The following is a 25,384-nucleotide window of genomic DNA, read 5'->3' as shown; positions in this document are numbered from 1 at the left end:
CGGAAGTGTCCGACAGGCAAGCACCGCGTCGCCGTGTGCCCGGCCCGGCGAAGCCTTCCCGGGCCGCGCAGGCGCGTCGGCAGGCCGGGCCGGGAGCGCGGCCCGTGCGCCGCCCCGGCGGGCCCCGGCCCCCGGCGCCGAAGATCATCCGGCTCGGCAGCCCCCGCCCCCGCCTGAGGATGGTCGGCCTCGCGCTCACCCTCGTGCTGTCCGTCTTCGTCGTACGGCTGCTCCAGGTGCAGGCGGTCGACGCGAGCGCGTACGCGGCGCGGGCCGACCAGAACCGCTACGTCGTGCACACCCTGGCCGCCGAGCGCGGCGGGATCACCGACCGCAACGGCGTCGCGCTCGCCATCAGCGTGGACGCCGACGACATCACCGCCGACCCCACGATGTTCACGCGTAAACAGCTCGGCGTGGACGACGGGCCCGAGCAGGCCGCCGCGCTGCTCGCGCCGATCCTCGGCCAGGAGCAGTCGGCGCTGGTCAAGAAGCTCCGCACCAAGAACACCCGGTATGTGCTGCTGGCCCGCCGGCAGACCCCGCAGACCTGGAAGCAGATCAAGGACCTGAAGTCCGCCCTCGCGGACAAGGCCGCCACCGACAAGGGCACCGCCAACGTCCTCGCCGGCGTCTTCTCCGACCCCAGCAGCAAGCGCGTGTACCCCAACGGCGACCTCGCCGCCGGGATACTGGGCTGGGTCAACGCCGAGGGCAAGGGCGGCGGCGGCATCGAGCAGCAGCTGAACTCGGAGCTGTCCGGCAAGGACGGCAAGATCCGCTACGCCCAGTCCGGCGGCCGGGAGGTGCCGACGGCGGGCTCCACCGAGACCCCGGCCGTGGCCGGCTCGGACATCGAGCTGACCATCGACCGCGACATCCAGTGGGCCGCGCAGAACGCCATCTCCGAGCAGGTGAAGAAGTCCGGCGCGGACCGCGGCTACGTCGTCGTGCAGGACACGCAGACCGGGCAGATCCTCGCCATGGCCAACTCGCCGGGCTTCGACCCCAACGACCTCTCCCAGGCGGACGCCACCGCCATGGGCAACGCGGCCCTCCAGGACGCCTACGAACCCGGCTCCACGGCCAAGGTGATGTCCATGGCCGCCGTACTGGAGGAGAACGCCGCCACCCCGCTCACGCACGTCGTGGTGCCCAACCGGCTGCACCGCGGGGACCGCCTCTTCCAGGACGACGTGGACCACGGCACCTGGTACCTGACCCTCAACGGGGTGCTCGCGAAGTCCAGCAACATCGGCACCATCCTGGCCACCGGGCAGCTCGGCAAGACGCAGGCCCAGGCGGACAAGGTGCTCTACTCCTACCTGCGCAAGTTCGGCATCGGCAGCTACACCGGGCTCGGCTTCCCCGGCGAGACCAAGGGCATCCTCGCCCCGGCGGACAAGTGGTCCACCTCGCAGCAGTACACGATCCCCTTCGGCCAGGGCATGTCGCTCAACGCCGTGCAGGCGGCGTCCGTGTACTCGACCATCGCCAACGGCGGCGTGCGCGTCGAGCCCACCCTGGTGCGCGGCACCAAGGACGCGGACGGGCGCTACACCGAGGCGGCGACCCCCAAGAAGACCAGGGTGGTCAGCACGAAGACGGCGAAGGAACTCGCCCAGATGCTGGAGTCGGTGGTGGACGACGAGCAGGGCACCGGCATCAAGGCGCGCATCCCGGGGTACCGGGTGGCGGGGAAGACCGGCACCGCCAACCGAGTGGATCCGGCCACCGGCAAGTACCACGGCTACACCTCGTCGTTCGCCGGGTTCGCCCCCGCGGACAAGCCCCGGATCACCGTCTACTGCGCGATCCAGAACGCCACCAAGGGCAGCTACTTCGGCGGCCAGATCTGCGGACCCGTCTACAAGCAGGTCATGGAGTTCGCGCTGAAGACGCTCCAGATCGCGCCGACGGGCGCCAAGGCCGCGAACCTCCCCGTCAGCTACAAGCCCTAGACCCGCCGCGGCCACGAGCCTCGGACCCACCGCGGCCACAAGCCCTGGACCCACCGCCCGTACTCACCTCCCGTACCGACCGCTCCCGCTCTCGGCCCCCGGCCGGAACCCGACCCGCCCACCACGACCCCACCCCGTCCCTGATCAGCGCGACCAGCCAGGAACGCTCCGTGACGATGCCACCGCCCGATCCCGGGAACCACACCCCACCCGCGCCCTCGCTTCGCCCCGAAGCGGGTGCGCCCGGTACGCTCACCGCCGTGCCACACGCTGATCAGTCCCAAACCACCCAGAAGGGCGCTTCCGTGACATATCCGGGGCCGCCACGACCGGTTCAGGTCTCCGCCACACCCCTCGCGGAGCTCGCCGATCAGCTGGGTGCCGCCACGCCGGAGAGCGCCGCCGAGGTCACGGGCATCACCCATGACTCGCGGGCCGTGCGCCCAGGCGACCTGTACGCCGCCCTGCCCGGCGCCCGCGCCCACGGCGCCGACTTCGTCACCCAGGCCGCGAGCCTGGGCGCGGTCGCCGTGCTGACGGACCCGGCCGGCGCCCGGCGCGCCGCCGCCGCGGGCCTGCCGGCACTGGTCGTGGACGATCCGCGGGCGCGGATGGGAGAACTGGCGGCCACGGTCTACGGCCACCCCGGCCACGGCCTGCTCCAGATCGGCATCACCGGCACCTCCGGCAAGACCACCACGGCCTACCTGGTCGAGGGCGGCCTGCGCACGGCCCGCTCCACCGGGCTCATCGGCACGGTGGAGACGCGGATCGGCGACGAGCGCATCAAGTCCGAGCGCACCACTCCCGAGGCCACCGACCTCCAGGCCCTGTTCGCCGTCATGCGCGAACGCGGCGTCGAGGCGGTCGCCATGGAGGTGTCCAGCCACGCCCTCGTGCTCGGCCGGGTCGACGGCTGCGTCTTCGACGTCGCGGTCTTCAACAACCTGAGCCCGGAGCACATGGAGTTCCACTCCGACATGGAGGACTACTTCCGGGCCAAGGCGCAGCTGTTCACCGCCAGACGCAGCAGACTCGGCGTGGTCAACTACGACGACGAGTACGGCCGCCGGCTCACCAAGGAGTCGGAGGTCCCGGTGGTGACCTTCTCCGCCGAGGGCGACCCGGACGCCGACTGGCGCGCCGAGGACGTCCGGATCGGGCCCATGGACTCGGAGTTCACCGTCGTGGGCCCGGACGCCGTGCGGGTGCGGGCCAGGTCGCCGCTGCCCGGCCCGTTCAACGTGGCGAACACCCTCGCCGCGATCGTCGCGCTGGCCGCCGCCGGACTCGACCCGCAGGCCGCGGCCGACGGGGTCGCCGCGGTGCCGGGCGTGCCGGGCCGCCTCGAGCGGGTCGACGCCGGGCAGCCGTATCTCGCCGTCGTTGACTACGCCCACAAGACCGACGCCGTCGAATCGGTGCTGCGCGCGCTGCGCAAGGTCACCGAGGGGCGGCTGCACGTCGTGCTCGGCTGCGGCGGCGACCGCGACCGGACCAAGCGCGCGCCGATGGGCGCCGCCGTCGCCCGGCTCGCCGACACCGCCGTACTGACCTCCGACAACCCCCGCTCCGAGGACCCCCTCGCGATCCTCGCCACCATGCTCGAGGGCGCGGCGTCCGTACCGGTGCACGAGCGCGGCGAGGTCCTCCTGTTCGAGGACCGGGCCGCGGCCGTCGCCGCCGCGGTCGGCCGCGCGCGGCCCGGGGACACCGTGCTGGTCGCGGGCAAGGGCCACGAGCAGGGCCAGGACATCGCCGGGGTGGTCCGTCCCTTCGACGACCGCCTGGTGCTTCGCGAAGCTATCCAGCAGACCCAGGGATGAACTTGTGATCGCCCTTTCTCTCGCCGAGATCGCAGCAGTCGTCGGCGGGCAGACGTACGACATACCGGATCCGTCCGTCGAGGTGACCGGACCCGTCGTCCGGGACTCCCGTGAGGCGGTGCCCGGCAGCCTCTTCGTCGCGTTCGCGGGTGAACGCGTCGACGGACACGACTTCGCCGCGGCCGTGGTCGAGGCCGGCGCCGTGGCCGTCCTCGGGTCCCGGCCGACCGGCGTGCCGTCGATCGTCGTCGACGACGTGCAGAGCGCCCTCGGCGCCCTCGCCCGCCATGTCGTACGACGGCTCGGCGCGACCCTCGTGGCCCTCACCGGCTCCGCGGGCAAGACCAGCACCAAGGACCTCATCGCGCAGGTCCTGCGGTCCAAGGCGCCGACGGTGTTCACGCCGGGCTCGCTCAACAACGAGATCGGGCTGCCGCTGACCGCGCTCAGCGCCACCGAGGAGACGCAGTTCCTCGTGCTGGAGATGGGCGCCCGCGGCATCGGCCACATCCGCTACCTCACCGGTCTGACGCCGCCGAAGGTCGGCCTGGTGCTGAACGTCGGCACCGCCCACATCGGCGAGTTCGGCGGCCGCGAGCAGATCGCGCAGGCGAAGGGCGAACTCGTCGAGGCGCTGCCCGAGGACGGCGCCGCGATCCTCAACGCCGACGACCCGCTCGTCCGGGCCATGGCCTCCCGCACGAAGGCGAAGGTGCTCCTTTTCGGAGAGAGCGACGAAGCGGACGTTCGCGCCGAGAACGTGCGACTCACGGACAGCGGACAGCCCTCCTTCAGGCTTCACACACCCTCCGGTGCAAGCGATGTGACCATGCGCCTGTACGGTGAGCACCACGTGTCGAACGCGCTCGCCGCGGCCGCCGTCGCTCATGAGCTGGGCATGTCCGCGGAAGAGATCGCCACCGCGCTCTCCGAGGCGGGCTCCCTCTCCCGCTGGCGTATGGAGGTCACCGAGCGCCCGGACGGCGTGACCATCGTCAACGACGCCTACAACGCCAATCCCGAGTCCATGCGAGCCGCCCTGCGCGCGCTCGCGGCCATGGGCAAGGGGCGGCGGACCTGGGCGGTGCTCGGCAAGATGGCCGAGCTCGGGGACGAGGCGCTCGCCGAGCACGACGCGGTCGGACGGCTCGCCGTCCGGCTCAATGTCGGCAAGCTCGTCGCGGTCGGGGGCAGGGAAGCGTCCTGGCTGCAACTGGGCGCATATAACGAGGGTTCGTGGGGTGAGGAGTCGGTGCACGTGTCCGACGCACAGGCGGCGGTCGACCTGTTGCGCAGCGAATTGCGCCCAGGGGACGTCGTGCTCGTGAAGGCGTCCCGTTCGGTCGGTCTGGAGAGCGTTGCCCAGGCGCTGCTCGAGACCGGTGCCGAGGGTGAGGTCGCTGCCCGATGATGAAGCAGATCCTGTTCGCAGGAGTCATTGGTCTGTTCCTGACCCTGATCGGCACCCCGCTGCTGATCAAGCTGCTGGCCCGCAAGGGTTACGGCCAGTACATCCGGGACGACGGCCCGCGCGAGCACGCCAGCAAGCGCGGTACGCCGACCATGGGCGGCATCGCCTTCATCCTGGCGACCGTCGCGGCCTACTTCCTGTCGAAGGTGATCACCGGTTACGCCCCGACCTACTCGGGCCTGCTGGTGCTCGGCCTCATGGTGGGCATGGGCATGGTCGGCTTCCTCGACGACTACATCAAGATCGTCAAGCGGCGCTCGCTCGGTCTGCGGGCCAAGGCGAAGATGGCCGGCCAGCTGATCGTCGGCATCGGCTTCGCGGTGCTCGCGCTCCAGTTCCAGGACTCCCGCGGCAACACACCGGCGTCCACGAAGCTGTCGTTCATCACGGACTTCGGCTGGACCATCGGTCCGGTGCTGTTCGTGGTCTGGGCGCTGTTCATGATTCTCGCGATGTCGAACGGCGTGAACCTCACCGACGGCCTGGACGGTCTCGCCACCGGCGCCTCCGTGCTGGTCTTCGGCGCCTACACGTTCATCGGTGTCTGGCAGTTCCAGGAGTCCTGCGCCAACGCGACGACCCTGACCAACCCCAACGCCTGCTACGAGGTGCGCGATCCGCTGGACCTCGCGGTCATCGCCTCGGCGCTGATGGGCGCCTGTCTCGGCTTCCTGTGGTGGAACACCTCGCCCGCCAAGATCTTCATGGGCGACACCGGTTCGCTGGCGCTCGGCGGTGTCCTCGCCGGCCTCGCGATCTGCTCCCGGACGGAGCTGCTGATAGCGCTCCTCGGCGGTCTGTTCGTCCTCATCACCATGTCGGTGGTCATCCAGGTCGGCTCCTTCCGGCTCACCGGGAAGCGCGTCTTCCGGATGGCCCCGCTCCAGCACCACTTCGAACTCAAGGGCTGGTCCGAGGTACTTGTGGTGGTCCGCTTCTGGATCATCCAGGGCATCTGCGTGATTGTCGGACTGGGCCTCTTCTACGCGGGATGGGCAGCCGAGAAGTGACCGACTGGCAGGGCAAGAACGTCACCGTCGCCGGGCTCGGCGTCTCCGGCATCCCGGCGGCCAAGGTGCTGCGCGGACTCGGCGCGGTCGTCACGGTCGTCAACGACGGCGACGACGAGCGCTCCCGCGCGCAGGCCGCCGAACTGGAGGCGCTGGGCGTCACCGTGCGCCTCGGCGACGGGGCGACCCTGCCCGCCGGCACCGAACTGATCGTCACCGCGCCCGGCTGGAAGCCGGACAAGCCGCTGTTCGCCGCGGCCGCCGAGGCCGGCGTGCCGGTCTGGGGCGACGTGGAGCTGGCCTGGCGGCTGCGCGGCCCGGACGCCGCGCCCTGGCTCGCCGTCACCGGCACCAACGGCAAGACCACCACGGTCCAGATGCTCGCCTCGATCCTGAAGGCCGCGGGCCTGCGCACCGCCGCCGTCGGCAACATCGGCGTCTCCGTCCTCGACGCCGTGCTCGGCGAGGAGACGTACGACGTGCTCGCCGTGGAGCTGTCGAGCTACCAGCTGCACTGGGCGCCCTCCGTGCGCGCCCACTCCGGTGCCGTGCTCAACCTGGCGCCCGACCATCTCGACTGGCACGGCTCGATGGAGGCGTACGCCGCCGACAAGGGCCGGATCTACGAGGGCAACCGGGTCGCCTGCGTCTACAACGTGGCCGACAAGCTCACCGAGGACCTGGTGCGCGAGGCCGACGTCGAGGAGGGCTGCCGCGCCGTCGGCTTCACCCTCGGCGCCCCCGGCCCCTCCCAACTCGGCGTCGTGGAAGGCATCCTGGTCGACCGGGCGTTCGTCGAGAACCGGCAGCGCAACGCGCAGGAACTCGCCGAGGTCTCCGACGTCGTCCCGGCCGCCCCGCACAACATCGCCAACGCCCTTGCGGCGGCGGCCCTCGCGCGCGCCTACGGGGTGCCCGCCGCGGCCGTACGCGACGGTCTGCGGGCCTTCACGCCGGACGCGCACCGCATCGCGCACGTCGCCGACGTGGACGGCGTGTCGTACGTCGACGACTCCAAGGCCACCAACACCCATGCCGCGGAAGCCTCGTTGGCGGCATATGAGTCGATCGTATGGATTGCGGGCGGCCTGGCGAAGGGCGCCACCTTCGACGAAATCGTCGCCAAGTCCGCGCCGCGGCTGCGGGGTGCCGTCCTGATCGGCGCCGACCGCGCGCTGATCCGCGAGGCCCTGGCGCGACACGCGCCGGAAGTACCCGTGGTCGACCTCGAGCGGACCGACACTGGGGCGATGCTCCAGGCTGTCCAGGAGGCGCGGCGGCTCGCTCGGCCGGGCGACACGGTACTGCTCGCCCCGGCCTGCGCCTCGATGGACATGTTCACCAACTACAACAAGCGCGGTGACGCGTTCGCGGAGGCGGTCCGCGAACTCGGCGCGGGCGCCTGACGGCTGGTCCCGGCCACTTCGGGTGCCGCGGGACCCCTTGGAGGGACGCGTGACTCCTGAGTGGCTCGGGTTCGGTCGGCCGGCGCGAGGAGCCGGTGATGTCCAGTAGCCGTACCGGCCGACCTCCCGCGCAGCGGAGCGCCGGGCGGCCCGCCGCCGCCCGCACCGTGCGCGACAACCCGGTGGCCCGGCTCTACACGCGGGCGCACCGGGCGTGGGACCGGCCGCTGACGGCGTACTACCTGATCCTGGGCGGCAGTCTGCTCATCACCGTGCTCGGCCTGGTGATGGTCTACTCGGCCTCGCAGATCACCGCTCTCCAGATGTCGCTGCCCGGATCGTTCTTCTTCCGCAAGCAGTTCACGGCCGCGGCGATCGGCGGCGTGCTGCTGCTCGCCGCCTCCCGGATGCCGGTCAAGCTGCACCGGGCGCTGGCCTACCCGATCCTCGCGGGCGCCGTCTTCATGATGGCCCTGGTGCAGGTGCCCGGGATCGGCATGGCGGTCAACGGCAACCAGAACTGGATCTCGCTCGGCGGCTCGTTCCAGATCCAGCCCAGCGAGTTCGGCAAGCTGGCGCTCGTGCTGTGGGCCGCCGACCTGCTCGCCCGCAAGCAGGACAAGAAGCTGCTGAGCCAGTGGAAGCACATGCTGGTGCCGCTGGTGCCGGTCGCCTTCCTGCTGCTCGGGCTGATCATGCTGGGCGGCGACATGGGCACCGCGATCATCCTCACGGCGATCCTGTTCGGCCTGCTGTGGCTGGCGGGCGCGCCGACCCGGCTGTTCGTCGGCGTGCTGGCGATCGCGGCCGCCATCGGCGCGATCCTCATCAAGACCAGCCCCAACCGGATGGGCCGGCTCGCCTGCATCGGCGCCACCGAGATGAAGCCGAACGGCGACTGCTGGCAGGCCGTGCACGGCATTTACGCCCTCGCCTCGGGCGGCCTGTTCGGCTCCGGACTCGGGGCGAGTGTGGAGAAATGGGGCCAACTGCCCGAAGCCCACACCGACTTCATCTTCGCCGTCACCGGTGAGGAACTGGGTCTCGCGGGCACACTGTCGGTGCTCGCCCTGTTCGCGGCTCTAGGCTATGCGGGTATCCGCGTGGCCGGACGTACGGAGGACCCCTTCGTCAGGTATGCCGCGGGAGGTGTGACCACCTGGATCACCACGCAGGCGGTGATCAACATCGGTGCGGTGCTCGGGCTGCTGCCGATCGCCGGCGTCCCCCTCCCGCTGTTCTCCTACGGGGGGTCCGCCCTGCTGCCGACCATGTTCGCCATCGGGTTGCTGATCGCCTTCGCGCGCGACGAGCCCGCTGCGCGGGCGGCGCTTGCGATGCGGCAACCTCGCTTTGGTAGAAAGCGGGGGGCCGGTGGTTCCGTTTCCCCTCGGAGCCCCCGGAGATGGAACACGATGCGACGGCGCGCCCCCGCGGCACGCCCGTCCGGAGAGCGGTGAATTTCGGTGCATGTCGTACTCGCTGGTGGGGGGACCGCCGGCCACATCGAGCCCGCGCTCGCCCTCGCGGACGCCCTGCGCAGGCAGGACCCGACCGTCGGTATCACGGCTCTGGGCACGGAACGCGGCCTGGAGACCAAGCTCGTCCCGCAGCGCGGGTACGAGCTCGCGCTGATCCCCGCCGTGCCGCTGCCGCGCAAGCCCACCCCCGAACTGATCACGGTCCCGGGCCGGCTGCGCGGCACGATCAAGGCGACGGAGCAGATCCTGGAGCGCACCAAGGCCGACGCCGTCGTCGGCTTCGGCGGCTATGTGGCGCTGCCCGCCTACCTCGCCGCCAAGCGCCTGGGCGTGCCGATCGTCATCCACGAGGCCAACGCCCGGCCCGGCCTCGCCAACAAGATCGGCTCGCGGTACGCCGCCCAGGTCGCCGTCTCCACGCCCGACAGCAAGCTGCGCGACGCCCGCTACATCGGCATCCCGCTGCGCCGCACCATCGCCACCCTGGACCGCGCCGCGGTGCGCCCCGAGGCCCGCGCGATGTTCGGCCTGGACCCCAACCTGCCCACGCTGCTCGTCTCGGGCGGCTCGCAGGGCGCCCGCCGCCTCAACGAGGTCGTCCAGCAGGTCGCGCCCTACCTCCAGCAGGCCGGAATCCAGATCCTGCACGCGGTCGGCCCCAAGAACGAATTGCCGCATGTGCAGCAGATGCCGGGAATGCCCCCCTATATCCCGGTAAGTTACGTGGACCGGATGGATCTTGCGTACGCCGCGGCCGACATGATGCTCTGCCGCGCGGGCGCCATGACCGTCGCCGAACTCTCCGCCGTCGGGCTGCCGGCCGCCTATGTCCCGCTGCCCATCGGCAACGGCGAACAGCGGCTGAACGCCCAGCCGGTGGTCAAGGCCGGCGGCGGGCTGCTGGTCGACGACGCGGAACTCACCCCGGAGTGGGTGCAGCAGAACGTGCTGCCCGTGCTCGCCGACCCGCACCGGCTGTACGAGATGTCCCGCGCCGCCGCCGAGTTCGGCCGCCGGGACGCCGACGAGCTGCTCGTCGGCATGGTGTACGAGGCGATCGCCGCCCGGCGCCACTAGGCACAGGTGAGAGAGGCAGGGGAGCGTGGCCGGACCGACCACCGCCGAGCGCGGTGACCGCCAGCAGGAGTCGTCCGGCCCGCCCCTCGTCCGGCGGCTGAGGCGGCTGCGGCTTCGTGTGATCATCATCTTCGCGATCGCACTCGTCCTCCTCGGCGCGGGCACCGCCTGGCTGTTGTACGGCTCTCCGTGGCTGCGGGTGGACCGGGTGTCCGTCTCCGGCACCCGGGTGCTGACCCCGGCCGAGGTGCGGGCGGCCGCCGCCGTTCCGGTCGGGAAACCGTTGGTCTCCGTCGACACGGAGGCGATCGCGGCCCGACTTCGCCAGAAATTGCCCCGAATTGACACCGTCGAGGTGGAGCGCTCCTGGCCGCACGGGATCGCCCTGAAAGTCACCGAGCGCACCCCGGTGCTGCTCATCGCGAAGAATGGCGCATTTGTCGAAGTCGACCGCCAGGGCGTCCGGTTCGCGACGGTTTCGCAGCGTCCGAAGGCTGTCGCGATGCTGCAATTGTCGCTTTCCAAGCCGGGTTCGTCGGCCGCGAGCCTGCGGCGCTTCGGCGAGGACCGGCTGGTGCGCGAGGCGGTCGCGGTCGCACGACGCCTGCCGCCCGCCGTCGCGCGCGTCACCAGAACCGTCAAGGTCCGTTCCTACGACGACATCTCGCTCGCGCTGACCGGCGGCCGCACGGTCTCCTGGGGCAGCGGCGAGAAGGGCCGCGCGAAGGCCCGCACCCTCACCGCCCTGATGAAAGCGGCGCCGGACGCGCGGCACTTCGACGTCAGCGTCCCCACCGCGCCCGCGTCATCGGGGAGTTGACGCACGTCAGCGCAGGTCAGCACCCTGGCTGGGCAGCGACATGCCTGATCACATAGGGTGAAAAGAAAAACGGGAGGTTCGGCGTGTTCGTTGAACGCGCGCCACTTGTCGACTTAGTGTCCTGTTCAGAGACTTCAAGGAACGGACACACTGGTAACCCTAAACTTCAACTTTAGGGTTCGGGTCGGCACTCGGACCGTCCCATTCGGCATCAGTCGTCGGAACGCGGAGACCACCGCGGGACGGCGACACGTAACTCGAGGCGAGAGGCCTTCGACGTGGCAGCACCGCAGAACTACCTCGCAGTCATCAAAGTCATCGGTGTCGGCGGCGGTGGTGTCAATGCCATCAACCGGATGATCGAGGTCGGTCTCAAGGGCGTCGAGTTCATCGCCATCAACACCGACGCGCAGGCGCTGTTGATGAGCGACGCGGACGTCAAGCTCGACGTCGGCCGTGAACTGACCCGCGGACTCGGCGCCGGCGCCAACCCGGCCGTCGGCCGCAAGGCGGCCGAGGACCACCGCGAGGAGATCGAGGAGGTCCTCAAGGGGGCCGACATGGTCTTCGTGACGGCCGGCGAAGGCGGCGGCACCGGCACCGGCGGCGCGCCCGTCGTGGCCAACATCGCCCGCTCCCTGGGCGCCCTGACCATCGGCGTGGTGACGCGCCCGTTCACCTTCGAGGGGCGGCGCCGGGCCAACCAGGCGGAGGACGGCATCGCCGAGCTCCGCGAAGAGGTCGACACCCTCATCGTCATCCCCAACGACCGCCTGCTGTCCATCTCGGACCGCCAGGTCTCGGTGCTCGACGCCTTCAAGTCGGCCGACCAGGTGCTGCTCTCCGGTGTCCAGGGCATCACCGACCTCATCACCACGCCCGGTCTGATCAACCTCGACTTCGCCGATGTGAAGTCGGTGATGTCCGAGGCCGGTTCGGCGCTCATGGGCATCGGCTCGGCCCGCGGCGACGACCGCGCGGTGGCCGCGGCCGAGATGGCGATCTCCTCGCCGCTGCTCGAGGCGTCCATCGACGGCGCCCGCGGCGTCCTGCTGTCCATCTCCGGCGGCTCCGACCTCGGCCTGTTCGAGATCAACGAGGCCGCCCAGCTGGTGAGCGAGGCCGCCCACCCCGAGGCCAACATCATCTTCGGCGCGGTGATCGACGACGCCCTCGGCGACGAGGTCCGCGTGACCGTCATCGCGGCCGGCTTCGACGGCGGCCAGCCGCCCGCCCGCCGGGACACCGTCCTCGGCTCCTCCTCGGCCCCCACGCGCCGCGAGGAGCCCGCTCCGGCCCGCCAGCCGGAGAGCCGCCCCTCCTTCGGCTCGCTGGGCAGCGTGACGCCCAAGGAGGACCCGCAGCCCGCTCCCGAGCCGGTCGCCGACCTGCCGGTCGCGCCGCCGGTCCCGCCGTCGCGCGCCTACACCGACAGCGCGGCCGAGGAACTGGACGTACCGGACTTCCTGAAGTGATAGGACGGCGCGACACCGCGGACGGCGCGCACTTCGCCTTCACCGACAGGTGGGGCGGGGTGAGCGCCGTTCCGTACGAGGAGCTCAACCTCGGCGGGGCCGTCGGCGACGACCCGGCGGCCGTGGTGACCAACCGCGAGCTGGCCGCGAAGGCCCTCGGGCTCGACCCGGCGCAGGTGGTCTGGATGAACCAGGTGCACGGCGCGGACGTCGCCGTGGTCGACGCCCCCTGGGGCGGGCGGCCGGTGCCGGAGGTCGACGCGATCGTCACCGCCCGGCGCGGACTCGCGCTCGCCGTGCTCACCGCCGACTGCACGCCGGTCCTGCTGGCCGACCCGGTCGCCGGGATCGCGGCGGCGGCCCACGCGGGGCGGCCGGGCATGGTCGCCGGAGTGGTCCCCGCCGCCGTACGCGCGATGATGGAACTGGGCGCCGAGCCGTCCCGGATCGTCGCCCGCACCGGGCCCGCCGTGTGCGGCCGGTGCTACGAGGTGCCGGAGGCGATGCGCGCGGAGGTCTCCGCCGTGGAGCCGGCGGCGCACGCCGAGACCAGCTGGGGCACCCCGGCGGTCGACGTGAGCGCCGGAGTGCACGCGCAGCTCGCCGCGCTCGGGGTGTGCGACCGGGAGCAGTCGCCGGTGTGCACTCGGGAGTCGGCTGATCACTTCTCGTACCGCCGCGACCGCACCACGGGGCGGCTCGCGAGCTATGTCTGGCTGGACTGATGGGACATGACGGACCGTAGGGACGAACTCGCCGCAAATCTGGCGAAGGTGGAGGAGCGCATCACCGCCGCCTGTGTCGCCGCAGGGCGCAAGCGGGAGGAAGTGACCCTGATCGTGGTCACCAAGACCTATCCGGCGAGCGATGTGCGGATCCTGTCGGGGCTCGGCGTCCGCCATGTCGCGGAGAACCGGGACCAGGACGCGGCGCCCAAAGCGGCCGAATGCGCGGATCTGCCGCTTTCCTGGCACTTCGTCGGGCAGTTGCAGACCAACAAGGTCCGTTCCGTGGTCGGTTATGCCGATGTGGTGCAGTCCGTGGACCGTGCCCGGCTGGTGACCGCCTTGTCCCGGGAGGCGGAGCGGGCCGGCCGCGAGGTGGGGTGCCTGATCCAGGTCGCGCTGGACGCGGCCTCCGGCGACCGGGGCGAGCGGGGCGGCGTCGCCCCCGACGGAATCGAAGAGTTGGCCGACCTCGTCGCCGGATCGGCGGGACTGCGACTCGCCGGGCTGATGACCGTCGCGCCGCTGGCGGGGGAGTACGCCGGGCGTCAACGGGCGGCCTTCGAGCGGCTGATGGATTTGTCGACCTACCTGCGCAGGAGTCATCCGGCTGCGAACATGGTGTCGGCAGGGATGAGTGCGGATCTCGAAGAGGCCGTGGCCGCCGGAGCGACACATGTACGCGTCGGCACCGCGGTACTCGGAGTCCGCCCCAGGCTCGGGTAACGTCGCCAAGAAGTCGGACCACAGCAGAAAATATGGTCAATTCCGCCGAAAGGCGGGGCTAACGACCACGTGGATCGCGGGCACTTGACGGTCGTCAGCCGATCCACCACAGAGCGGAGGACTCAGAGCATGGCCGGCGCGATGCGCAAGATGGCGGTCTACCTCGGCCTCGTGGAGGACGATGGGTACGACGGCCGGGGGTTCGACCCCGATGACGACTTCGAGCCCGAACTGGACCCGGAGCCCGAGCGGGACCATCGGCGGCACGAGCCGCCCCACCAGTCCCACGGAGCACACCAGTCGCAAAGGGACGAAGAGGTACGAATCGTGCAGCCGCCCGCCCAGCGCGAGCCGGTCGCCCGCTCTGCTTCGCTCGTCGCGGAATCGAGTCGTCCCGCGCGCATCGCGCCCGTGGCGTCCATCACACAAGAACGTCAGTCCCTGGAGAAGAACGCACCGGTGATCATGCCCAAGGTCGTGTCGGAACGAGAGCCGTACCGGATCACCACACTCCACCCCCGGACCTACAACGAGGCCCGTACCATCGGGGAACACTTCCGTGAGGGCACTCCGGTGATCATGAATCTCACGGAGATGGACGACACGGACGCGAAGCGACTTGTCGACTTTGCGGCTGGTCTGGTGTTCGGTCTGCACGGCAGCATCGAGCGGGTGACGCAGAAGGTGTTCCTGTTGTCGCCTGCTAACGTCGATGTCACGGCGGAGGACAAGGCCCGCATCGCAGAGGGCGGGTTCTTCAACCAGAGCTGAAGACGTAGGAACCGGAAACGGACGAGGGCTGGGGAGAGGGAAGCACAGGCATGAGCGTGTTCCTGGATGTGATCTACATCGCGCTGATGTGCTTCCTCATCGTGCTCATCTTCCGGTTGGTCATGGACTATGTCTTCCAGTTCGCCCGCTCGTGGCAACCCGGCAAGGCGATGGTGGTGGTTCTGGAGGCCACTTACACTGTCACTGATCCACCGCTCAAGCTTCTGCGGCGGTTCATCCCGCCGTTGCGTCTCGGGGGCGTGGCGCTCGACCTGTCCTTCTTCGTACTGATGATCATCGTCTACATCCTGATCTCGGTCGTGAGCCGGCTGTGAGCGATGTGACCTACCGTCTTGCCGAATGCCGACGACTACGTTGAGGTGAAGAGATGCCGTTGACCCCCGAGGACGTGCGGAACAAGCAGTTCACGACCGTCCGCCTCCGAGAAGGCTATGACGAGGACGAGGTCGATGCCTTCCTCGACGAGGTCGAAGCCGAGCTGACCCGCTTGCTGCGCGAGAACGAGGACCTTCGCGCCAAGCTGGCCGCCGCGACGCGTGCTGCTGCCCAGAACCAGCAGAACATGCGCAAGCCTCCGGAGCAGGACCAGCCTCAGGGCGGCATGCGTGGACCCGGCGGCCCCGTGCCCGCCGGCATATCTGGCCCGCCGCAGCAGATGGGTGGGCCCATGGGCGGCCCGCCGCAGCTGCCGAGCGGTGCCCCGCAGCTTCCCGCCGGTCCCGGCGGCCAGGGCCCGCAGGGTCCCGGTCCGATGGGTCAGGGTCCGATGGGTCAGGGCCAGGGCCCCATGGGTCAGGGTCCGATGGGCCAGGGCCCCATGGGTCAGGGTCCGATGGGCCAGGGCCCGATGGGTCAGGGCCCCATGGGCGGCCAGCCCCCGATGCAGCAGCAGATGGGCGGCCCCATGGGTGGTCCCATGGGCGGTCCGATGGGTGGCCCCATGGGCGGTCCCATGGGTGGCCCCGGTCCGATGGGCCAGGGTCCCGGTGGCGACAGCGCCGCTCGTGTGCTCTCGCTGGCCCAGCAGACCGCCGACCAGGCGATCGCCGAGGCCCGCTCCGAGGCCAACAAGATCGTCGGCGAGGCCCGCAGCCGCGCCGAGGGTCTCGAGCGTGACGCCCGTGCCAAGGCCGACGCCCTGGAGCGGGACGCGCAGGAGAAGCACCGCGTCGCGATGGGCTCCCTGGAGTCCGCCCGCGCCACGCTGGAGCGCAAGGTCGAGGACCTGCGCGGCTTCGAGCGCGAGTACCGCACGCGCCTGAAGTCGTACCTCGAGTCCCAGCTGCGTCAGCTGGAGACCCAGGCCGACGACTCGCTGGCCCCGCCGCGCAGCCCCGCGGCGCCCTCGCTGCCGCCGTCCCCGGCGCCTTCGATGGCCCCGGCCGGCGCGACCGCCCCGTCCTACGGCGGCAACCCGGCGATGGGTGGTGGCCCCGGCCCAGTCGGCCCGTCCTTCGGCGGCCAGCAGCAGATGTCCCCGGCGATGACCCAGCCGATGGCGCCGGTCCGCCCGCAGGGCCCCGGCCCGATGGGTCAGGCCCCCTCGCCGATGCGTGGGTTCCTGATCGACGAGGACGACAACTAAGGGCCGCCGGCCCGGTAACACTGCGTAGGCGTCGGCAGCCTGCACCACGGGCGGGGCCCCGGACTTCGGTCCGGGGCCCCGCCCGTTCGCCGTGCGGCGGGCTCGACGGGGTTGCTGCGCGAGGCTCGGCCCCGGCCGACGGGGTGTGCGGGAGCGTGGCGACTTTTGCGCAGTTCCCCGCGCCCCTCGAAGGGTGGGCTGGACTGCTCGTGTGGGTGCGGGTGCGTGGTGGCTTGTCGCGCAGTTCCCCGCGCCCCTGGGGGAGCGCGGCCGGCGGGGTCGGCAGGTGCGGCTCTGTGGCCTCAGCGTCACCCCCTCAGGGGCGCGGGGAACTGCGCGATCGGCCACGATGTGCCCGCGCTGGGGCAGTGTGCCCGGCCCTGTCCGAGGCGTGCGCAGCGTCGGTGCGGGCGGTCCCCTCAGGGGCGCGGGGAACTGCGCGACGAGCCACGACGGACCCGCACAGGTCGACCGCCCGTGGCAAGCGAAGGGCCGGGCCCGCCCCCCGGAGGGAGCGAGCCCGGCCCTTGCTGCGAACTGCCAGAGGCACTACGCGCTACGCCTTGCGCAGGCGGAACACCAGCGACAACCCCTCGTCCGTGAACGCGGCGCCGTACGACCCGTCCGCCTCCCCCTGCGCGAAGTCCGTCGCGAGGACCTCGTCCGCGATCAGCCCCGCGTGCTCGGTGAGCGCCGCGACGACCGCCACGTCCGTCGAGGTCCAGCGCAGCGCGATCCGGTCCGCCACGTCGAGGCCGCTGTTCTTGCGGGCCTCCTGGATCAGCCGGATCGCGTCACGGGCCAGACCGGCCTGCCGCAGCTCCTCGGTGATCTCCAGGTCCAGCGCGACCGTCGCGCCCGCGTCGGACGCCACCGACCAGCCCTCGCGCGGCGTCTCCGTGATGATCACCTCGTCCGGGGCCAGGGTCACCGTCTCCCCGTCGACCTCGACCGACGCCGTGCCCTCGCGCAGGGCGAGGGAGAGCGCGGCCGCGTCGGCGGCGGCGACGGCCTTGGCCACGTCCTGCACCCGCTTGCCGAACCGCTTGCCCAGCGCGCGGAAGTTGGCCTTGGCCGTGGTGTCCACCAGCGAGCCGCCGACCTCGGAGAGCGAGGCGAGGGAGCTGACGTTCAGCTCCTCCGTGATCTGCGCGTGCAGCTCGCGGTCGAGGCCGTCGAAGCCCGCCGCGGCCACCAGCGCGCGCGACAGCGGCTGGCGGGTCTTGACGCCCGACTCCGCGCGCGTGGCGCGGCCCAGCTCCACCAGGCGCCGTACGAGCACCATCTGGCGCGACAGCTCCGGGTCGATCGCGGACAGGTCCGCCTCCGGCCAGGACGCCAGGTGCACGGACTCCGGGGCGTGCGGGGAGACCGGCACGATCAGGTCCTGCCAGACCCGCTCGGTGATGAACGGGGTCAGCGGCGCCATCAGCTTGGTGACGGTCTCCACGACCTCGTGCAGGGTGCGCAGCGCGGCCTTGTCGCCCTGCCAGAACCGGCGCCGCGAGCGGCGCACGTACCAGTTGGACAGGTCGTCGACGAACGCCGAGAGCAGCTTGCCGGCGCGCTGGGTGTCGTACGCCTCCAGAGACTGCGTCACCTGGTCGGTGAGCGCGTGGAGTTCGGACAGCAGCCAGCGGTCGATCAGCGGCCGGTCGGCCGGGGCCGGGTCCGCCGCACTGGGCGCCCAGTTCGACGTGCGGGCGTACAGCGCCTGGAAGGCGACCGTGTTCCAGTACGTCAGCAGCGTCTTGCGCACGACCTCCTGGATGGTGCCGTGGCCGACGCGCCGCGCCGCCCAGGGCGAGCCGCCCGCCGCCATGAACCACCGCACCGCGTCCGCCCCGTGCTGGTCCATCAGCGGGATCGGCTGGAGGATGTTGCCCAGGTGCTTGGACATCTTGCGGCCGTCCTCGGCCAGGATGTGGCCGAGGCACACGACGTTCTCGTACGAGGACTTGTCGAAGACCAGCGTGCCGACGGCCATCAGCGTGTAGAACCAGCCGCGGGTCTGGTCGATCGCCTCGGAGATGAACTGCGCCGGGTAACGGCTCTCGAACAGCTCCTTGTTCTTGTACGGGTAGCCCCACTGCGCGAACGGCATCGAACCCGAGTCGTACCAGGCGTCGATGACCTCGGGCACGCGCGTGGCGGTGGCCGAGCAGTCGGGGCAGGCGAAGGTGACGTCGTCGATGAACGGCCGGTGCGGGTCGAGCGCGGACTGGTCCGTGCCGGTCAGCTCGGTGAGTTCGGCGCGGGAGCCGACGCAGGTGAGGTGGCCCTCCTCGCAGCGCCAGATGGGCAGCGGGGTGCCCCAGTAGCGGTTGCGGGACAGCGCCCAGTCGATGTTGTTGTTGAGCCAGTCGCCGTACCGGCCGTGCTTGACCGTGTCCGGGAACCAGTTGGTCTTCTCGTTCTCCTCGAGGAGACGGTCCTTGACGGCCGTGGTGCGGATGTACCAGGACGGCTGCGCGTAGTAGAGCAGCGCGGTGTGGCAGCGCCAGCAGTGCGGGTAACTGTGCTCGTACGGCAGGTGCTTGAAGAGCAGGCCGCGCTCGGCGAGGTCCTCGGTGAGGCGTTCGTCCGCCTTCTTGAAGAAGACGCCGCCTACCAGCGGGACGTCCTCCTCGAACGTGCCGTCGGGACGCACCGGGTTGACCACCGGCAGGCCGTAGGCGCGGCAGACCTTGAGGTCGTCCTCGCCGAAGGCGGGGGACTGGTGGACGAGACCGGTGCCGTCCTCGGTGGTGACGTACTCGGCGTTGACGACGTAGTGCGCGGGCTCGGGGAACTCGACCAGCTCGAAGGGGCGCTGGTACGTCCAGCGTTCCATCTCGGCGCCGGTGAAGGACTCCCCGGTGGTCTCCCAGCCCTCGCCGAGCGCCTTTTCGACCAGCGGCTCGGCGACGACGAGCTTCTCCTCGCCGTTCGTGGCGACGACGTAGGTCACCTCGGGGTGCGCGGCGACCGCCGTGTTGGACACCAGGGTCCACGGGGTCGTCGTCCACACCACGAGCGAGGCCTGGCCCGCCAGCGGGCCGGAGGTGAGCGGGAAGCGGACGTAGACGGACGGGTCGACGACCGTCTCGTAGCCCTGCGCGAGCTCGTGGTCCGACAGTCCGGTGCCGCAGCGCGGGCACCAGGGCGCGACGCGGTGGTCCTGGACCAGCAGCCCCTTGTTGAAGATCTCCTTCAGCGACCACCACACGGACTCGATGTACTCGGGGTCCATGGTCACGTAGGCGTCGTCGAGGTCGACCCAGTAGCCCATGCGGGTCGTCAGCTCGGAGAAGGCGTCGGTGTGGCGCAGCACGGACGCGCGGCAGCGCTCGTTGAACTCGGCGATGCCGTACGCCTCGATGTCCTGCTTGCCGCTGAAGCCGAGCTCCTTCTCGACCGCGAGCTCGACCGGGAGGCCGTGGCAGTCCCAGCCGGCCTTGCGGCCCACGTGGTAGCCGCGCATGGTGCGGAAGCGGGGGAAGACGTCCTTGAAGACGCGGGCCTCGATGTGGTGGGCGCCGGGCATGCCGTTCGCGGTGGGCGGGCCCTCGTAGAAGACCCACTCGGGGCGTCCCTCGGACTGCTCCAGGCTCTTGGCGAAGATCTTCTGCTCGCGCCAGAAGTCGAGCACCGCGTGCTCGAGCGCGGGCAGGTCGACCTGGGCGGGCACCTGGCGGTACGTCGGCGTTGTCATCAGCGAGCTTCCTCCGGCGGACTTGCTGCCTTCCGTCCGGAGGGACGAGAGGGCCGGCCTGTTGCCTGCCTCCGCGCCGCTTTGGGCGCGCTCCCGCGGTACCACCCTCCTTGGCCCCCCGATGCGCCCGTGCGCGCCGGTGGGCCCCCTCATTGGGGTCGCGATGCCGGTTCTACGGCCCCGGCTCGTGGCGGGGCTTTCCTCCGGCGGCTCCGGGGTGATCTTCGCGTCGCGCTCGCCTCCGGGCTCCCACCGTCCCCGGATCGCTCTGGGCTGCGTACGCCGCTACTCGTCCCCATCCACGCTTTTCGCTCCGCCCAGTGTACGGCGCGGTGCCGACGGCGGCCGACCGGTTTTCGGGTCCCCGGGAAGCGGGTCCGCGAGGGGGGTGTGATGACCCTATTGGGCGGGTACGGGTGTTCGGATCCCGGGACGCCCGGCTTCGCGGATTACCCCGCGGCCTGCTGGGCACAACGCCTTGAGATCGGCCGCGCCGCACGCGCGAGGCGGACGGTCGGGGCGGCGTGCCCCGTTGCCGCGGGACTCAAGTCGATTTATCGTCCCAGCACGATTCGCGAGCAAGATCACAATATGTGAAGGGGCCGCGGCCATGGTGGCGAAGAAGACCGCCGCACAGCAGTCGGCGAAGAAGACCACCGCGGCGAAGAAGGCCACCGCGGCACGCAGGAGCGCCGCGGCGAAGGAGGCCGCCGCGGCGGACCCGGCCGCCCCGGCGGACACGGAGCCGGCCGCGAAGAAGACGACCAGGAAGGCCGCCTCGGGGAAGGCTGCCTCGGGAAAGGCCGCCACGGCCAAGACCAGCACGTCCAGGAAAGCGGGCGCGGCGCGGGCCGCGGAGCAGACGGGAGCCACGACAGTGGTTGCGAAGAAGATCCCTGGCACGGCCACGGCGGCCAAGAGCGGCGTCCCCAAGGCACGGATCTCCGCGGCGGTCGAGCCCGGCGACCTCGCGGTCCGCCCGGGGGAGGAGCCCTGGAGCCCCGAGGAGGTCGAGGAGGCGCGCACGGAGCTGCTCTCCGAGGGCGAGCGGCTGCGCGCCGAGATCGCGGCCTCGGAGGCGTCCGTGGCGGGCCTGATGCGGGACTCGGGCGACGGCGCCGGCGACGACGAGGCCGACACCGGGACCAAGAACATCACCCGCGAGCACGAGCTGGCGCTCGCCGCCAACGCGCGCGAGATGCTGCTCCAGACCGAGCGCGCCCTGGAGCGGCTGGACGCGGGCACCTACGGCCTCTGCGAGAACTGCGGGAACCCCATCGGCAAGGCCCGGATGCAGGCCTTCCCCAGGGCGACACTCTGCGTGGAGTGCAAGCAGAAGCAGGAGCGGCGCTACTGAGCGGCGGGAGCGGCGCCACCGGGGAACGGGAGCCGGGCCACTGAGGAGGTGGGCCCGCGAGGGCGTGCCGTACCCTCGTCCTCAGTCAGGCACCTAGGTTGAGGGACTCACGTGGCAGAGGCGGAGCGCATCATCGGTACGCCGGACATCCCGGACGACAGCGGCGAGCAGGCGGCCACGCCCGGGACGCCCGGTGTGTCCGGCCTGTCCGGCGCCCCCGGGGCGGACGAGCGGGCCGCCGACCAGGCCGCCGAGCGGCCCCGGGGCGGGCGGCGGATCGCCGTGCTGTTCGCGGTCGCCGCGTTCGCGTACGCCCTCGACCTGATCAGCAAGCTGCTGGTGGTCGCGAAGCTGGAGCACCACGCGCCGATCAAGCTGGCCGGCGACTGGCTGGAGCTCAACGCCATCCGCAACCCCGGCGCCGCCTTCGGCTTCGGCGCCGCGTTCACGGTGATCTTCACGGTGATCGCCGCGGCGGTGATCGTGGTCATCATCCGCCTCGCCCGCAAGCTCTACAGCCTGCCCTGGGCGATCGCCCTCGGTCTGCTGCTCGGCGGCGCGATCGGCAACCTCACCGACCGGATCTTCCGCTCGCCGGGCATCCTGGAGGGCCAGGTCGTCGACTTCATCGCGCCCAAGGGCTTCGCGGTGTTCAACCTGGCCGACTCGGCGATCGTCTGCGGCGGCATCCTGATCGTGCTGCTCTCCTTCCGCGGGCTGGACCCGGACGGGACCGTCCACAAGGACTGACGCCCTCCCGACAGCCCGGTCCGCGGGGACCGTGGACCGGGCTGTCGGTGGGGTCCGGCATACTCGACGGGTGAGCACGCTTCCCGAGATCCGCACCCTGCCCGTGCCCGACGGCCTGGAGGGCGAGCGCGTCGACGCCGCCATCTCCCGGATGTTCGGCTTCTCCCGCACGAAGGCGGCCGAGCTGGCCGCGGCCGGCAAGGTCCAGGTCGACGGCGCGGTGGTCGGCAAGTCCGAGCGGGTGAGCGGCGGCGCCTGGCTCGAGGTCGAGATGCCGCAGGCGCCCGCCCCGGTGCAGATCGTCGCCGAGCCCGTCGAGGGCATGGAGATCGTGCACGACGACGACGACGTGGTCGTGATCGTCAAGCCGGTCGGCGTCGCCGCGCACCCGAGCCCCGGCTGGACCGGCCCCACCGTGATCGGCGGCCTGGCCGCCGCCGGGTACCGCATCTCCACCTCCGGCGCCGCCGAGCGCCAGGGCATCGTGCACCGCCTCGACGTGGGCACCTCCGGCCTCATGGTGGTCGCCAAGTCGGAGCGCGCGTACACCTCGCTCAAGCGCCAGTTCAAGGAGCGCACGGTCGACAAGCGCTACCACACGCTCGTCCAGGGCCACCCCGACCCGACCAGCGGCACCATCGACGCCCCCATCGGCCGCCACCCGCAGCACGACTACAAGTGGGCGGTCACCGCCGAGGGCAAACCCAGCGTCACGCACTACGACCTCATCGAGGCGTTCCGCGCGGCCTCGCTGCTCGACGTGAAGCTGGAGACCGGCCGCACCCACCAGATCCGCGTGCACATGGCCGCCCACCGCCACCCCTGCGTCGGCGACCTGACCTACGGTGCCGACCCGACCCTCGCCAAGCGGCTGCGCCTGACCCGCCAGTGGCTGCACGCGGTCCGCCTCGGCTTCGAGCACCCCGGCGACGGCACCTGGGCCGAGTTCGAGAGCGACTACCCCGAGGACCTTCAGCAGGCCCTTGAGCAGGTCCGCGAGGAGACGTGGGCATGAGCGCCGCATACACGGTCCGCGTCGCCGAGGACCCCGCCGACCTCGAAGCGTGCTTCGCGCTGCGCAAGGAGGTCTTCGTCGGCGAGCAGGGCGTCCCCGAGGACATCGAGTACGACGCCTACGACGCCGTGGCGGTGCACGTGCTGGCGATCACCGGCGACGGCGTGCCCCTGGGCACGGGCCGCCTGCTGCACGGCGAGCGGGCCGCGGAGAAGACCGGCGGGGACCTCACCCTCGGCTCGCTCGGCCGGCTGGCCGTGGCGCAGCGCTCCCGCGGGCTCGGCGTCGGCGTCGCCCTGGTGCGCGCCATCGAGGACGCGGCCCGCGCGCGCGGTCTCGCCGCGGTCGACCTGCACGCCCAGACCCACGCCCTGGGGTTCTACGAGCGCCTCGGGTACGAGCCCTACGGCGCCGAGTACGAGGAGGCGGGCATCCCGCACCAGGGGATGCGGCGCGCGCTGTAGCCGACCGCGGGAGCGGGCCGCGGGCAGGGCCGCCGTGGCAGGCTTGGGCTCTGCCGTGCGACCGTCGAACTCCCCGGAGCGCTGACCGTGGATCAGTTGGCCCTGCTGTTCGTGCTGCTCGTCGGGGCCCTGGTGAGCGTTCCGGTGGGGGACCGGTTCGGGCTGCCCTCACCGGTGCTGATGACCCTGTTCGGGATCGTCCTCGCGGTGCTGGACTTCGTCCCCAACGTGGACATCCCGCCCGAGCTGATCCTGCCCGCCCTGCTGCCGCCGCTGCTCTACGCGGCGGTCCGGCGCACCTCCTGGCGGCAGTTCGCGGCCAACCGGCGGCCGATCTTCCTGCTCGCCGTGGCGCTGGTCTTCGTCACCACGGTGTGCGTCGCCTTCGTCGCCAACAAGATCGTGCCCGGGATGCCGGTGGCCGCGGCCGTGGCGCTGGGCGCGCTCGTCGCCCCGCCCGACCCGGTCGCCGCGACGGCCGTCGCGGGGCAGCTGGGGCTGCCGCGCCGGCTGATCTCGATCCTGGAGGGCGAGGGCCTGTTCAACGACGTGACGGCCATCGTGCTCTACCACGTGGCGATCGCCGCGGTCGTCAGCGGAACGTTCCACACGGGCCAGGCCGCCCTCGACCTCGTGCTGTCCGCCGTGGTCGCGGTCGCCGTCGGGCTCGGGCTCGGCTGGGGCGCCAACAAGCTGCTCGACGTGCTCGGGGACGCCACCCTCCAGATCGGGCTGACCCTGCTGGTGCCGTACGTCTCCTACGTGATCGCGGAGGAGCTGCACGGGTCCGGGGTGCTCGCCGTGCTCACCACCGCGCTGTTCCTCGCCGAGTACGCCCTCGACGCCGACGACGTCATGACCCGGCTGGCCGGGCACACCTTCTGGGACATCGTCGACACGCTCGTCACCGGCGTCGCTTTCGGTCTGATCGGCCTGGAGCTGCACAACGCGCTCAGGACGGCGTCCGGCCGCTGGGGCGAGCTGCTCGGCTGGGCCGCCGCGATCCTCGGCGTGGTGGTCCTCGTACGGCTGCTGTGGCTGCTGCCCGCGACCTGGCTGACCAAGCGGCTGCACGCCAAGCGCGACTACGACGAGGACATCCCGACCAGCTGGCGGGAGACCGTCGTCATGTGGTGGTCGGGGATGCGCGGGGTGGCGTCGGTGGCGCTGGCGCTCGCGATCCCGCTGTCGACGGACGCCGGGAAGCCCTTCCCCGACCGGGACGAGATCGTCTTCATCGCGTTCGGCGTGATCCTCGGCACGCTGGTGCTCCAGGGGCTGACCCTGCCGTGGCTGGTGCGCCGGCTCGGGGTGCAGGCGGACACCGTCCGGGAGAAGGAGTTCGAGCGGGAGCTCGCGGTACGGGCGGCGAAGGCCGCGAAGCGCCGGCTGCGGGAGATCGAGGCGGTGGAGGAGCTGCCGGACGAGCTGTCCGAGCGGATGCTGCGGCAGGCGCTCGACATCGGCGTGCGGATCTCTCCCGAGCTGGGGGACGAGGAACGGCGGGAGGTACGGCGCCGGGTGAAGCGGGTGCGGCGGATCCAGGCGGAGCTGCTGAGCGCGGCGCGGCACGAGGTGCTCGCGGCGCGCAGCGAACCGGGGGCCGATCCGGAGATCGTGGACCGGGTGCTGCGGCATCTGGACGTGCGGAGCCTTCGGTGAGGTGCCGGGCCCGGCCCGGCCGGGAGCTTGTGGGCCTGTGCGGGTGCGTCGCGGCTTGTCGCGCAGTTCCCCGCGCCCCTTTGGGGC

Annotated in this window: 20 protein-coding genes; 19 read left to right on the top strand and 1 reads right to left on the bottom strand. The window is 71.4% G+C overall.

The genetic code is table 11. The features are described 5' to 3' along the window. The first annotated feature begins 5 nt into the window (after positions 1-5). The 14 genes from WN71_RS06035 to WN71_RS05970 all read left to right on the top strand — a co-directional run bounded on the left by WN71_RS06035 (position 6) and on the right by WN71_RS05970 (position 16,355). Positions 6-1,961 carry a peptidoglycan D,D-transpeptidase FtsI family protein gene (locus WN71_RS06035; protein WP_276208088.1) on the top strand — a complete coding sequence of 652 codons (1,956 nt, stop codon included), beginning with the start codon at positions 6-8 and terminating at the stop codon, positions 1,959-1,961. A 170-nt stretch (positions 1,962-2,131) separates the two neighbouring features. After that, the gene (locus tag WN71_RS06030; protein ID WP_420856459.1) at positions 2,132-3,787 is read left to right on the top strand and encodes a UDP-N-acetylmuramoyl-L-alanyl-D-glutamate--2,6-diaminopimelate ligase; all 1,656 of its coding nucleotides are present in this window, start codon (positions 2,132-2,134) and stop codon (positions 3,785-3,787) included. Between the two features lie 4 nt (positions 3,788-3,791). After that, complete coding sequence (locus WN71_RS06025; RefSeq protein ID WP_046590858.1) at positions 3,792-5,198, top strand: UDP-N-acetylmuramoyl-tripeptide--D-alanyl-D-alanine ligase; 1,407 nt, start codon at positions 3,792-3,794, stop codon at positions 5,196-5,198. Beyond that, positions 5,195-6,268, top strand: a complete 1,074-nt coding sequence (gene mraY / locus WN71_RS06020; protein WP_206300023.1) for a phospho-N-acetylmuramoyl-pentapeptide-transferase — start codon at positions 5,195-5,197, stop codon at positions 6,266-6,268. Before WN71_RS06025 ends, mraY begins: the two co-directional genes overlap by 4 nt. Next, on the top strand, positions 6,250-7,674 hold the full coding sequence (murD, locus tag WN71_RS06015; protein WP_046590856.1) for a UDP-N-acetylmuramoyl-L-alanine--D-glutamate ligase: 1,425 nt from the start codon (positions 6,250-6,252) through the stop codon (positions 7,672-7,674). Before mraY ends, murD begins: the two co-directional genes overlap by 19 nt. 98 nt (positions 7,675-7,772) lie before the next feature. Beyond that, positions 7,773-9,134: a putative lipid II flippase FtsW gene (gene ftsW / locus WN71_RS06010; protein ID WP_046590853.1), complete on the top strand. Its 1,362-nt coding sequence runs from the start codon at positions 7,773-7,775 to the stop codon at positions 9,132-9,134. A 6-nt stretch (positions 9,135-9,140) separates the two neighbouring features. Continuing rightward, positions 9,141-10,232, top strand: a complete 1,092-nt coding sequence (murG, locus tag WN71_RS06005; RefSeq protein ID WP_046590850.1) for an undecaprenyldiphospho-muramoylpentapeptide beta-N-acetylglucosaminyltransferase — start codon at positions 9,141-9,143, stop codon at positions 10,230-10,232. 25 nt (positions 10,233-10,257) lie between these two features. After that, entirely contained in the window at positions 10,258-11,052 is a 795-nt protein-coding gene (locus WN71_RS06000; RefSeq protein WP_046590848.1) for a cell division protein FtsQ/DivIB, read from the top strand. Between the two features lie 278 nt (positions 11,053-11,330). After that, positions 11,331-12,527 carry a cell division protein FtsZ gene (gene ftsZ, locus WN71_RS05995; protein ID WP_046590846.1) on the top strand — a complete coding sequence of 399 codons (1,197 nt, stop codon included), beginning with the start codon at positions 11,331-11,333 and terminating at the stop codon, positions 12,525-12,527. Beyond that, positions 12,524-13,252 (top strand): peptidoglycan editing factor PgeF, encoded by a 729-nt coding sequence (pgeF, locus tag WN71_RS05990; protein WP_046590844.1) that lies wholly within the window; start codon positions 12,524-12,526, stop codon positions 13,250-13,252. The genes ftsZ and pgeF overlap by 4 nt, the downstream gene beginning before the upstream one ends. Before the next feature lie 6 nt (positions 13,253-13,258). Beyond that, positions 13,259-13,978, top strand: a complete 720-nt coding sequence (locus tag WN71_RS05985) for a YggS family pyridoxal phosphate-dependent enzyme (protein WP_046590843.1) — start codon at positions 13,259-13,261, stop codon at positions 13,976-13,978. A gap of 129 nt (positions 13,979-14,107) precedes the next feature. After that, positions 14,108-14,749 (top strand): cell division protein SepF, encoded by a 642-nt coding sequence (locus WN71_RS05980; protein WP_046590840.1) that lies wholly within the window; start codon positions 14,108-14,110, stop codon positions 14,747-14,749. Between the two features lie 50 nt (positions 14,750-14,799). Continuing rightward, entirely contained in the window at positions 14,800-15,084 is a 285-nt protein-coding gene (locus WN71_RS05975) for a YggT family protein (protein WP_046590837.1), read from the top strand. Positions 15,085-15,137: 53 nt separating this feature from the next. Beyond that, complete coding sequence (locus WN71_RS05970) at positions 15,138-16,355, top strand: DivIVA domain-containing protein (protein ID WP_046590836.1); 1,218 nt, start codon at positions 15,138-15,140, stop codon at positions 16,353-16,355. Positions 16,356-16,911: 556 nt separating this feature from the next. On the opposite strand, the gene ileS is transcribed toward WN71_RS05970, so the two are convergent. Continuing rightward, on the bottom strand, positions 16,912-20,049 hold the full coding sequence (ileS, locus tag WN71_RS05965) for an isoleucine--tRNA ligase (RefSeq protein ID WP_046590834.1): 3,138 nt from the start codon (positions 20,047-20,049) through the stop codon (positions 16,912-16,914). 610 nt (positions 20,050-20,659) lie between these two features. Between ileS and WN71_RS05960 the strand changes: the two genes are divergently transcribed. From WN71_RS05960 to WN71_RS05940, 5 genes are all read left to right on the top strand, one after another. Beyond that, on the top strand, positions 20,660-21,406 hold the full coding sequence (locus WN71_RS05960; RefSeq protein WP_046590832.1) for a TraR/DksA family transcriptional regulator: 747 nt from the start codon (positions 20,660-20,662) through the stop codon (positions 21,404-21,406). A 111-nt stretch (positions 21,407-21,517) separates the two neighbouring features. Further along, complete coding sequence (gene lspA, locus WN71_RS05955) at positions 21,518-22,156, top strand: signal peptidase II (protein ID WP_046590829.1); 639 nt, start codon at positions 21,518-21,520, stop codon at positions 22,154-22,156. Positions 22,157-22,226: 70 nt separating this feature from the next. Then, positions 22,227-23,171 carry an RluA family pseudouridine synthase gene (locus WN71_RS05950; RefSeq protein WP_046590827.1) on the top strand — a complete coding sequence of 315 codons (945 nt, stop codon included), beginning with the start codon at positions 22,227-22,229 and terminating at the stop codon, positions 23,169-23,171. Continuing rightward, a complete protein-coding gene (locus WN71_RS05945) occupies positions 23,168-23,635 on the top strand; it encodes a GNAT family N-acetyltransferase (protein ID WP_046590825.1) in 468 nt (155 codons plus the stop codon). Before WN71_RS05950 ends, WN71_RS05945 begins: the two co-directional genes overlap by 4 nt. Before the next feature lie 87 nt (positions 23,636-23,722). After that, on the top strand, positions 23,723-25,297 hold the full coding sequence (locus tag WN71_RS05940) for a Na+/H+ antiporter (protein WP_046590823.1): 1,575 nt from the start codon (positions 23,723-23,725) through the stop codon (positions 25,295-25,297). Positions 25,298-25,384: the final 87 nt, after the last annotated feature.

Source organism: Streptomyces mangrovisoli (genome assembly GCF_000974985.2).
Taxonomy (GTDB): domain Bacteria; phylum Actinomycetota; class Actinomycetes; order Streptomycetales; family Streptomycetaceae; genus Streptomyces; species Streptomyces mangrovisoli.
The sequence above is the reverse complement of the archived record's forward strand: the minus strand, read 5'-3'. Positions and strand labels throughout refer to the sequence as shown.